We start from the raw sequence: 10376 nt of genomic DNA on the forward strand, positions 1-10376 counted from the left end.
TAGAGGCACATGTCAGCGCTATGTCGCCGGCGCCTTCGGGTCGGTCGCGCACCAGTTCAGGCAGCGCGAGGTGATACGATCTTCTGCGCCGGCTTTTTCTTCTTCGCGGTATGGAGAAGGGCGGCGACGATCGCTGCCGGGCCGATGGCGCGGTAGTGGCTGGCAAGCGCCGGTTGCTTGGCGCGGTTGGATTCCTGCTTGGTTCGGGGCATGTCTCTCTTCCCAGGTAACATTTTCGTGTCTGCCGTTTGATGGCCGATTCTGACCAAATCGTGACGCCTGCTGAACTAGTCGACGAATGTTTCATCACTGTGCCGACATGTTTAATAAAATGTTTCGGCGCGCCTTTACCTGTGATCCAACGACGTTTTTGTCGAAAGTAGCGACTTGACGGCAACACCTGCCAAGGCGATAAAGCCGCCCATGAAAACGTCTTTCGCCATTTGTGGCATTTGCATTATTGGCTAGCCTCGCGCTGGTCCGGACGTTTTCGCCTCATCTTCCCCAGATTGGACAAACGCCCCGGCCAGCAGGCTGGAGTCTGTTTTGCGTCTCGGCGGGCGCCCGGCTTCAGTCAAAACATAACGAACCGGGAAGGCACGAATGTCTGACGCATCGCATGGCCTGCGCCTCTACAACACGCTGACGCGGACGAAAGAGGATTTCGTCCCGATCGATCCGCGCAATGTGCGCATGTATGTCTGCGGCCCGACGGTCTACGACTTCGCCCACATCGGCAATGCCAGGCCGGTGATCGTCTTCGACGTGCTGTTCCGCTTGCTGCGCCATCTCTATGGCGAGGCGCACGTCACCTATGTGCGCAACATCACCGACGTCGATGACAAGATCAACGCGCGCGCCTTGCGGGACTTCGGCGGCGAGATCGCTTCCGGCGCGCTCTCGCTCAACAAGGCAATCCGGCGGGTCACCGAAAAGACCGCCGACCAGTTCCACAGGGATGTGGCTGTTCTCGGCTGCCTGGAGCCGACGGTCGAGCCGCGCGCCACCGAATTCGTCGAGCCCCGCGCTGATGGCAAGGCCGACATGATCACCTTGATTCAAAGCCTGATCGGACGCGGCCATGCCTATGTCGCGGCGGGTGAAGTGCTGTTCGACACCGCCTCGATGCCGGACTATGGACAATTGTCGAAGCGCAATCTCGACGAGCAGCAGGCCGGCGCTCGGATCGCCGTCGACGCGCACAAGAAAAGCCCGCAAGATTTCGTGCTGTGGAAGCTGTCGTCACCGGAGGAGCCGGGCTGGAACAGCCCATGGGGCAGGGGACGGCCGGGCTGGCACATCGAATGCTCGGCGATGTCGGCCGCCTATCTCGGCGAGGTCTTCGACATCCATGGCGGCGGCCTTGACCTGATCTTCCCGCACCATGAGAACGAGATCGCCCAGTCGCGTTGCGCCCATGGCACCGACGTCATGGCCAATATCTGGATGCACAACGGCTTCCTGCAGGTCGAAGGCCAGAAGATGTCGAAGAGCCTCGGCAATTTCTATTCGATCAACGAGTTGCTGGAGACTGAGACTTTTGGCGGTCGCAAATGGCCGGGCGAGGTGCTGCGGCTGGCAATGCTGATGACGCATTATCGCGAACCGATCGACTTTTCCGTGCGCAAGCTCGAGGAGGCCGAAAACATGCTGCGCAAATGGAAACGGGCGGCGGATCTTGCGCCGGCCGCGGGGCAGTTGCCGGTGGAGGTCATCGATGCGTTGTCGGACGATCTCGCCACCTACGCCGCCTTCCAGGTCCTGACGCAGTTGGCCGGCGAGGCCGTGGACGGCAACGAAGCGGCGGCGTCGCTGAAGGCGTCGCTGCTGTTCCTCGGCTTCGATGTCGCCTCGGCCGACATTGATGAAGGTGGTGTTGCCGAGGCGATCGCCAATCGCCTCGCGCTCATCGCGGCGAAGAACTGGGCCGACGCCGACCGCATCCGCGACGAACTGCTGGCACAAGGCGTACAATTGAAGGACGGCAAGGACCCCGTCACCGGAGAGCGCGTGACAACGTGGGAGGTGAAGCGGTGAGGGTGGCGCTGGATACCAAGTTGGCGAAAGCGCCTGTGACAGCCGATCTCCCCCCTTGCGGGGGAGATGTCCGGCAGGACAGAGGGGGGTGGGAAGGATCGCCAACCACTCAATCCATTCCCATCGACAAACAACTCACGGCATCGCCACAATTGGCTGATGGGCCGGAGGGACAGCACCCCCCTCTGTCCTGCCGGACATCTCCCCCGCAAGGGGGGAGATTGGCCATCATCCATGATTTCGCCAACCTTCAAAACGAGGGCGCCTGATGGGTCACGACCTCGTCCCGCCACGCCAGCGCAAGAACGCAAAATCCATGCGTCGTGTGATGACCGATGCCGAGCTGAACCTCTGGAATGAGATTCGCGCACACAGGCTGATGGGATTGAGCTTTCGACGGCAGGTGCCGATCGGACCCTACATCGTTGATTTTGCCTGCTCGGACAAAAAGCTGATTGTTGAGGTTGATGGCAGCCAGCATGCGGATGCTGAGCATGTCGAGCGCGATGCAGAACGCAGCACCTTTTTGAAGGGCAGCGGCTGGACCATCCTGCGCTTCTGGAACGACGACGTCAGTCGCGATATCGACAATGTCTGCCAGCACATCGTGATCGAAGCCGGCCTGGCCGGCGCCGAAGTTCTGACGAGCGAACCAGCAAGGGAGTCCGTACCATGATCGACCATCTCGGTATCACCGTTGCCGATTTCGATGCTTCGAAGGCTTTCTACGACAAGGCGATGGCGCCGCTGGGTGCCTCGCTGCTGTATATGGTGCCGCTGGAATACACCGGCGGCGCCAAGGTCGGCGGCTATGGCCGCGACCGGCCGGTGTTCTGGCTGAGTTCCGGCAAGGACAAGCCGAGAGACCACCAGCACGTCGCCTTCACCGCGCGCAGCCGCGCCGAGGTCGATGCCTTCCATGCCGCGGCACTTGCCGCCGGCGGCAAGGACAATGGCGGGCCGGGCCTGCGCCCGCACTATCACCCAAACTATTACGGCGCCTTCGTCTTCGATCCCGACGGCAACAATGTCGAAGCCGTCTGCCATGCCCCGGAGTGAACCGCGATGAGCCTCGACAACCGACCGATCTATACCGGCGGCTGCCAGTGCGGCGCGGTGCGCTTTCGCGTCGAGGGCGCGCTTGGCGACGCTTCGATCTGCCATTGCCGCATGTGCCAGAAGGCGTTCGGCTCGTTCTACGCGCCGCTGGTTTCGGTGCGCGGCGCAACGCTCGACTGGACGCGCGGTGAGCCCAAATATTTCCGCTCGTCCAGCCACGTCGATCGTGGCTTTTGCGCCAATTGCGGCACGCCGCTGACCTTCACCGCGCCGGACGGCGTTGGCCTCGCCATCGGCGCGTTCGACAATCCGGCGGAGATCGTGCCGCTGATCCAGTGGGGCACCGAGGCAAAGCTGCCCTATATCGACACGATCCCGCAATTGCCGGGCGAGGAGACGATGGCGGACATGTCGTCGGCCCCCTATCTGGCCGATCTCGTCTCCTACCAGCACCCGGACCACGACACCGAACAATGGCCGCCGAAGGAAAGATCATGACCGAGACAATACGAACCGGCGGCTGCCAGTGCGGCGCGGTGCGCTTCCGCATCAAGGGGGCGCTCGGCCGGCCGTCGATTTGCCATTGCCGCATGTGCCAGAAGCAGTTCGGCTCGTTCTTCGGGGCGCTGGTGACGGTGCCCAGGGATGGCGTCGAATGGACCCATGAGGAGCCAAGCTATTTCCAGTCGTCGGTCAACATCGATCGTGGCTTCTGCGCCCGCTGCGGCACGCCGCTGACCTATCGGCAGCCCGGTGGACTGGAGATCGCCATCGGCGCCTTCGACGACCGCTCCGATCTCGCCCCGCAAATCCAGGTCAACTACGCCGCGCGGCTGCCCTGGGTGGAGACGATCTTCGACCAGCCCATCCACCAGGACCCCGACTACTATGCCCGGCAGGAGCAGATCATCTCCTTCCAGCATCCCGACCACGAAACGGCGGACTGGCCGACCAAAGGTTTGCAGCTATGAGCAGTCGACTGCGCACCCTCTATCCCGAGATCGAGGCGTTCGAGTCCGGCATGCTCGATGTCGGCGACGGCCATCAGGTCTATTGGGAACGCTCCGGCACCAGGGGCGCCAAGCCGGCGGTGTTCCTGCATGGCGGGCCAGGCGGCACCATCTCGGCAAAACACCGGCGGCTGTTCGACCCAAAACTTTACGACGTCATCCTGTTCGACCAGCGCGGCTGTGGAAAATCGACGCCCAACGCCTCCCTGGAAGCCAACACGACCTGGCATCTGGTCGCCGATATCGAACGCCTGCGCGAGATGGCCGGCTTCGACAAATGGCTGGTGTTCGGCGGTTCCTGGGGCTCGACCCTGGCGCTTGCCTATGCCGAGACCCACCCTGATCGCGTCAGCGAACTGGTGGTGCGTGGCATCTACACGCTGACGCGTGCGGAGCTCGAATGGTATTACCAGTTCGGTGTCTCGGAAATGTTCCCGGACAAATGGGAGCGGTTCCTGGCGCCGATCCCGGAGGCCGAGCGCGGCGACATGATGGCGGCTTACCGCAAGCGGCTGGTGGGCAGCGACCGCAAGGCGCAGATCGAGGCGGCTCGGGCCTGGAGCCTGTGGGAAGGCGAGACGATCACGCTTTTGCCTGACCCCGAAACCAGCGGGCCTTTTGGACAGGACGACTATGCCGTCGCCTTTGCCCGTATCGAAAACCATTATTTCGTCCATGCCGGCTGGCTGGAAGAGGGGCAGTTGCTGCGCGATGCCTGGAAACTGAGGGATATTCCCGGCACCATCGTCCATGGCCGCTACGACATGCCGTGCCCGGCGCGCTATGCATGGGCGCTGCACAAGGCCTGGCCGAAGGCGGATTTTCACCTGATCGAGGGCGCCGGTCATGCCTATTCGGAGCCGGGCATCCTGGGTCAGCTGATCCGGGCGACGGACAGGTTTGCGGGCAAATGACCATGACCCGCGAGCGCCTCTATCTCTTCGACACCACCTTGCGCGACGGCCAGCAGACGCCGGGCATCGACTTTTCCGTCGAGGACAAGATCGCCATCGCAAAATTGCTCGACGCTTTCGGCCTCGACTATGTCGAGGGCGGCTATCCCGGCGCCAACCCGACCGACACCGCCTTCTTCCAGGAGAAGCGCACGGCGCGCGCCAAATTTGTCGCCTTCGGCATGACCAAGCGGGCAGGGGTGTCGGCGTCCAACGATCCTGGCCTTGCAGCCCTTGTGCAATCGAAGTCGGACGCCATCTGCTTCGTCGCCAAGAGCTGGGACTACCACGTCCGCGTCGCGCTCGGCTGCACCAACGAGGAGAACCTCGACGCCATCAAGGCATCCGTCGAGGCGGCCATCGCCGCCGGCAAGGAGGCGATGGTCGATTGCGAGCATTTCTTCGATGGCTTCAAGGCCAATCCCGACTACGCCCTGGCCTGTGCCAGGACGGCCTTTGATGCCGGCGCGCGGTGGGTGGTGCTGTGCGACACCAATGGCGGCACGCAGCCGTCGGAAGTCCGCGCCATTGTCGAGCAGGTCATCGGCTCAGGCATCCCCGGTGGCAATCTCGGCATCCATGCCCATGACGACACCGGCCAGGCGGTCGCTAATTCGCTGGCCGCGGTCGAGGCCGGCGTGCGCCAGATCCAGGGAACGCTCAACGGCATCGGCGAGCGCTGCGGCAACGCCAACCTGATCTCGATCGTGCCGACCCTGGCGCTGAAGCCGGCCTTCTCCACCCGCTTCGAAACAGGTATTTCGGCGGAAGCCCTGACCGGTGTCTCCAGGCTTTCCCGCGCTTTCGACGAGCTCCTGAACCGTGCGCCGGAAGCGCAGGCGCCCTATGTCGGTGCCTCGGCCTTCGCCACCAAGGCCGGCATCCATGCTTCCGCACTGGCCAAGGAGCCGGCGACCTATGAGCACGTGCCGCCGGAAGCGGTCGGCAACCGCCGCCGCGTCATGGTCTCGGACCAAGGCGGCAAGGCCAATTTCCTCGCCGAGCTGAAGCGGCGCGGGATTGATGTGCCTAAGGACGACCACCGGCTCGATGCGCTGATTGCCGTGGTCAAGGAACGCGAGGCCGAGGGCTATGCGTATGAAGGCGCCGATGCCAGCTTCGAACTTCTAGCGCGCAAGATGCTGCACGGCCTGCCGGAGTTCTTCAACGTCACCTCGTTCCGCTGCATGGTCGAGCGCCGCTTCGACGCCAACGGCCAGCTGAAGACGGTGTCCGAGGCGATCGTGAAGGTGCTGGTCGACGGCGAGGAGAAGATGTCGGTGGCCGAGGGGCATGGCCCGGTCAACGCGCTCGACATTGCCCTGCGCAAGGATCTGGGCAAATTTCAGAACGAGATCGCCGACATGGAGCTTGCCGACTTCAAGGTGCGTATCCTCAATGGCGGCACGGAGGCGATCACCCGCGTGCTGATCGAATCGCATGACGGCACCGGCGCGCGCTGGTGGACGGTCGGCGTTTCCGAAAACATCATCGACGCTTCGTTCCAGGCACTGATGGACTCCATCGTCTACAAGCTGATGAAGAACCGAGAGATGGCCGGGCTGGTGGCGGCGGAGTAGGGTTGAACCATCAACGAAAGTCCGTTGATCCATCAGAACTTTGTGATGGTCTTGGCAAGGCGGCTGGGCCATAGCGTTGGCCTATGGCCCCTGAAGCAACTGCCCTGGACACCGATTCAAAGGCCCGCCGCGGTTTTCTTTTGGCGCTGGGCGCCTATCTGCTGTGGGGATTGCTGCCCTTCTATATGAAGGCGGTCGCCCACCTGCCGCTCGCCGAAGTCATTGCCCACCGTATCGTCTGGTCGGTACCCATCGCCGCGGCCGTGCTGGTCTGGGCCGGCCGCACGGCGGATTTCAAGGCGGCACTTCGCTCACCCCGCACCATCGCCATGGCCGCGCTGACGGCGGCGCTGATTTCGGTCAATTGGGGCATCTATGTCTGGGCGATCGCCGTCGACCGCACCGTCGAGACCGCGCTCGGCTACTACATCAACCCACTGGTCAACGTCGTCGTCGGCGCGCTGCTCTTGGGCGAGCGTCTCGACCGGTTGCAGATCGCGGCGGTGGTGCTGGCGGCAGTCGCCGTCACGGTGCTGACCATCGAGGGCGGCAAGCTGCCCTGGGTGTCGCTGGCGCTGGCGTTTTCCTTCGCCGCCTACGGCTTCTTCCGCAAGACGCTGCCGATCGGCCCGAGCCAGGGCTTCCTGCTCGAAGTGCTTTTGCTGTCCGTGCCGGCTCTCGGCTACATCGCCTACCTGATCGCGACCGGGCAGGACCACATCGTGTCCGGTAGCGGCGTCGATACGGCGTTGCTTATCGGCTGCGGTCCGGTCACATCGGTGCCGCTGCTGCTGTTCGCCTTCGGTGCCAAGCTGCTGCGCCTTTCGACCATCGGCATCATGCAATACATCGCGCCGACCATGGTGTTCCTGATCGCGGTCCTGATCTTCGGCGAACCTTTCGGCACCACCCAGGCCGTCGCCTTTGCCCTGATCTGGGCGGCATTGGCGATCTATTCCTGGTCGATGCTGACGAACGCGCGCAAGGCTTCTATCCGGTAAGGAGTTTCGATGTACCTGCTGCACATCGCCAACAAGAACTATTCCTCATGGTCGCTGCGGCCATGGGTGCTCATGCGCGAGCTGGATATTCCGTTCGAGGAGCGGCTGACGCCATTTCCGACCGGATCGAGCTGGGATCTCTACCGGCCGTTCTCACCCAGCGGCCGGGTGCCTTGCTTGATAGACAACAGCCTGGTCGACGATGGCTGGGCGGTCTGGGATTCGCTTGCCATCGTCGAGTATCTGGCCGAGCGTCACCATGGCGTCTGGCCCGTCGAGGCCAAGGCGCGCGCCTGGGCGCGGTCGGCCGCCGCCGAAATGCATTCGAGTTTCACCGCACTGCGCGGCGCGTGCCCGATGAGTTGCGGCGTGCGCGTCAAACCGTTCCCGATGTCCGATGCGCTGAAGCAGGATCTCTTCCGCCTCGGCGACCTATGGAACGATGGCCTTGCCCGTTTCGGCGGGCCGTTTCTCGCTGGCGCGCATTTTACCGCCGTCGATGCCTTCTTTGCCCCGGTGGCGTTCCGGGTGCAGTCCTATGGGCTCACCTTCGAGGGGGCGGCTGCGACCTATGCGGCACAGCTGCTCAATCTGCCGGCGATGCGCGAATGGTATGCGGCCGGCCTTGCCGAGACCTGGCGCGACCCGGGCCACGAGGCGGAAATCCGTGCCGCCGGGACCATCATCGAGGATCTTCGCGCTTCGGCATGAACAGTCGCCGGGCTGCGGTTACAGCCCCCGGCCAAGCCGCCTGACGAACAGATAGGTGGCTGCCGCGATAAACACAGAGACCGCTGTCACCACCCAGAAACCCATGGGCGTGTCGACCAAGGGCAGCCCGCCGACATTCATGCCGAACAGGCCCGAGATGATGGTCATCGGCAGCAACACCGCCGTCATGACAGAGAGTACATAGAGCAACTGGTTCGACTGCATGGTCAGCTTGGCCATCAACTCGTCCTGCAACAGCCTTGTGCGCGCCTGCAACTGCTCGCCGTCATGATAGAGCGTATGCGCCCGCTGCGAGAGCCTTGCCGCCATGTCGTTGATCGGGTCAGGCAGCTCGTTGCGATGCGAATGGTCGAGATGCCGGAACAGATTGGTGATCGTCGCCATCTGCCGATGGATCACCACCAGCTGCCGGCGCGCCTCGACCAGCGCCTGTCGCTCATTGTGCCATGCATTGCGCACGACGCGGTCCTCGATGCCGTCGAGCGTGTCGCCCAGCTTGCCGAGCTCGACCGACATGCCGTCGAGCGACTGGCCCGTGACCGCCTCGATCAGTTCCGCCGGCGAGCGGAATTTCCGCGATCCATTCTCCACCGTCTTGCGGACGGCATCGACCGATTCCAGCGGCTGCTTGCGAGCGCCGACCAGCATCGTCTCGTTGAAGGCAAAGCGGAAATGGACAAGCCCGCGCGCTTCCGAAAAGTCGTGTTTTAGGTCCGGCAGATCGCCATAGAGCCAGCCATCCTCGAAGTCGATGTGACAGCCATGGCTGGGGGCAAGGAAGGCGTCGCGCACCGGCCCCGGCAAAGCTTTTTCGGCGCCGATCTCCTGGCGTGCATGCAGGTCGGTGATCTGATAGCTGCGCCAGGTCCAGCACGCCTGTGCAGGGTCCTTGGTGCGCAGGCCATCGGCGGTGAAATGATAGATGAAGAACAGCCCGTGCTCGTCGGGCAGGTAAGGCGACAGGTCGGTGCCTTCCGGGGCAAGAGCGACATCCATGGGCAGTACCAAAGATACAGTTTTCGGAAATGGCGCCGCGTGGCGGCGGCCTGACCGCGATGTCTAGCACGGACGAGTCCGCTTGCGTGTGACGGTTTCTTGACGGTCGATCACAGTCTGCCGATCACCGGCATCGCTTTCGATGTTGCCCGTCATCTGCGGCGCGCGAACGGGCCTAGAGCCCAACGCAATGGTGCGGTCAGCCGCCAGCTGCGTGACGCGAGGATCGCGTCGCGTTCTGCGCGGAGAGCGTCTCGGTCGCGGACGAGCATGTCGCGTTGGAGGCTGAGATCGTGGTTGGTGCGAACAAGTGCGTCGTGGTCGAGTGCGAGGTCACGCGTCGTGACCGTCGGCTGCGGTTGTTCCTGGAGCGGCAGCCGGGCGAGGAGCCATTGGGAAATTGCTGCCGGAAGGGCCAGCGTTCCGTCCAATATCGGATTTGCCTCTGCCGATCCGGCGCTGAACAGGTGATGATAGTGGATGTGGACCAATCGCGCCGCGTCCGGTGCCGGCAACCCAGCCAGGTTGTTGAGAGGAAAATTGTGCGTATCCGGCAAAAGTCGCACGGAGTGGTTTCCCGCGACTGCCGCCAGCGAGAAGGCGGCCTGGCTTGTACCCCAATAGGCGGTGGCCTCTCCGTGCAGAACCCCGGTTCCGGTGTTGTAGGTTGGCCCGTCGGCCCACGACTTCATATCCGCGGCCACCAATTGTCTGAAAATGTCTTCGGTGCGCTGGAAAAGCCCGCAGGCCCTTTTTGCTACAAAAAGATCGGATGATTGGGGCTCCGGCGGCCTCCCTGCATGGGAGTAGCGGGAGGTCGGTCTTCCGGGCAGGCTCCAACAGTTCAACCGGTCAGGAGGTCTGCCATGGAACTGTTCGTCGGTCTTGATGTTTCCGTTCGCACCACCAGCGTCTGCGTAATGGACACGGGTGGCAAACTCATTCGAGAGAGCAAGGTGGAGACCGAGCTGGAGGCGATCGGCGCCCTGCTTCACGCGATTGGCGGCC

The 10376-nt window shown here is 63.2% G+C and carries 12 protein-coding genes; 9 read left to right on the forward strand and 3 right to left on the reverse strand.

Translation table 11 applies throughout. From position 1 onward, the window contains the following. Positions 1 to 56: 56 nt before the first annotated feature. Positions 57 to 212: a hypothetical protein gene (locus tag AC1D08_RS32040; protein ID WP_095086527.1), complete on the reverse strand. Its 156-nt coding sequence runs from the start codon at positions 210 to 212 to the stop codon at positions 57 to 59. A 391-nt stretch (positions 213 to 603) separates the two neighbouring features. Here AC1D08_RS32040 and cysS point away from each other — a divergent pair, with 391 nt between their 5' ends. From cysS to AC1D08_RS32085, 9 genes are all read left to right on the forward strand, one after another. Further along, the gene (gene cysS / locus AC1D08_RS32045) at positions 604 to 2037 is read left to right on the forward strand and encodes a cysteine--tRNA ligase (RefSeq protein WP_457151889.1); all 1434 of its coding nucleotides are present in this window, start codon (positions 604 to 606) and stop codon (positions 2035 to 2037) included. Between the two features lie 268 nt (positions 2038 to 2305). Then, positions 2306 to 2713 (forward strand): endonuclease domain-containing protein, encoded by a 408-nt coding sequence (locus AC1D08_RS32050; RefSeq protein ID WP_457151888.1) that lies wholly within the window; start codon positions 2306 to 2308, stop codon positions 2711 to 2713. After that, positions 2710 to 3096, forward strand: coding sequence for a VOC family protein (locus AC1D08_RS32055; protein WP_457151887.1), 387 nt, complete (start codon positions 2710 to 2712; stop codon positions 3094 to 3096). The genes AC1D08_RS32050 and AC1D08_RS32055 overlap by 4 nt, the downstream gene beginning before the upstream one ends. Positions 3097 to 3102: 6 nt before the next feature. Continuing rightward, complete coding sequence (locus AC1D08_RS32060; RefSeq protein WP_457151886.1) at positions 3103 to 3594, forward strand: GFA family protein; 492 nt, start codon at positions 3103 to 3105, stop codon at positions 3592 to 3594. Further along, complete coding sequence (locus AC1D08_RS32065; RefSeq protein WP_457151885.1) at positions 3591 to 4067, forward strand: GFA family protein; 477 nt, start codon at positions 3591 to 3593, stop codon at positions 4065 to 4067. The genes AC1D08_RS32060 and AC1D08_RS32065 overlap by 4 nt, the downstream gene beginning before the upstream one ends. Further along, positions 4064 to 5020 carry a prolyl aminopeptidase gene (gene pip / locus AC1D08_RS32070; protein WP_457151884.1) on the forward strand — a complete coding sequence of 319 codons (957 nt, stop codon included), beginning with the start codon at positions 4064 to 4066 and terminating at the stop codon, positions 5018 to 5020. The genes AC1D08_RS32065 and pip overlap by 4 nt, the downstream gene beginning before the upstream one ends. Further along, positions 5017 to 6639, forward strand: coding sequence for a citramalate synthase (cimA, locus tag AC1D08_RS32075; protein ID WP_477226255.1), 1623 nt, complete (start codon positions 5017 to 5019; stop codon positions 6637 to 6639). Before pip ends, cimA begins: the two co-directional genes overlap by 4 nt. 83 nt (positions 6640 to 6722) lie before the next feature. Next, positions 6723 to 7640: an EamA family transporter RarD gene (gene rarD / locus AC1D08_RS32080; protein WP_457151882.1), complete on the forward strand. Its 918-nt coding sequence runs from the start codon at positions 6723 to 6725 to the stop codon at positions 7638 to 7640. A 9-nt stretch (positions 7641 to 7649) separates the two neighbouring features. Further along, the gene (locus AC1D08_RS32085; RefSeq protein ID WP_457151881.1) at positions 7650 to 8351 is read left to right on the forward strand and encodes a glutathione S-transferase family protein; all 702 of its coding nucleotides are present in this window, start codon (positions 7650 to 7652) and stop codon (positions 8349 to 8351) included. A gap of 18 nt (positions 8352 to 8369) precedes the next feature. On the opposite strand, the gene AC1D08_RS32090 is transcribed toward AC1D08_RS32085, so the two are convergent. Both AC1D08_RS32090 and AC1D08_RS32095 read right to left on the reverse strand, forming a co-directional pair. After that, positions 8370 to 9368 (reverse strand): transporter, encoded by a 999-nt coding sequence (locus AC1D08_RS32090; RefSeq protein WP_457151880.1) that lies wholly within the window; start codon positions 9366 to 9368, stop codon positions 8370 to 8372. A gap of 152 nt (positions 9369 to 9520) precedes the next feature. Then, positions 9521 to 10072: a hypothetical protein gene (locus tag AC1D08_RS32095; RefSeq protein ID WP_477425013.1), complete on the reverse strand. Its 552-nt coding sequence runs from the start codon at positions 10070 to 10072 to the stop codon at positions 9521 to 9523. Between the last annotated feature and the right edge of the window lie 304 nt (positions 10073 to 10376).

It is taken from the genome of Mesorhizobium sp. P2_E6, assembly GCF_056403835.1.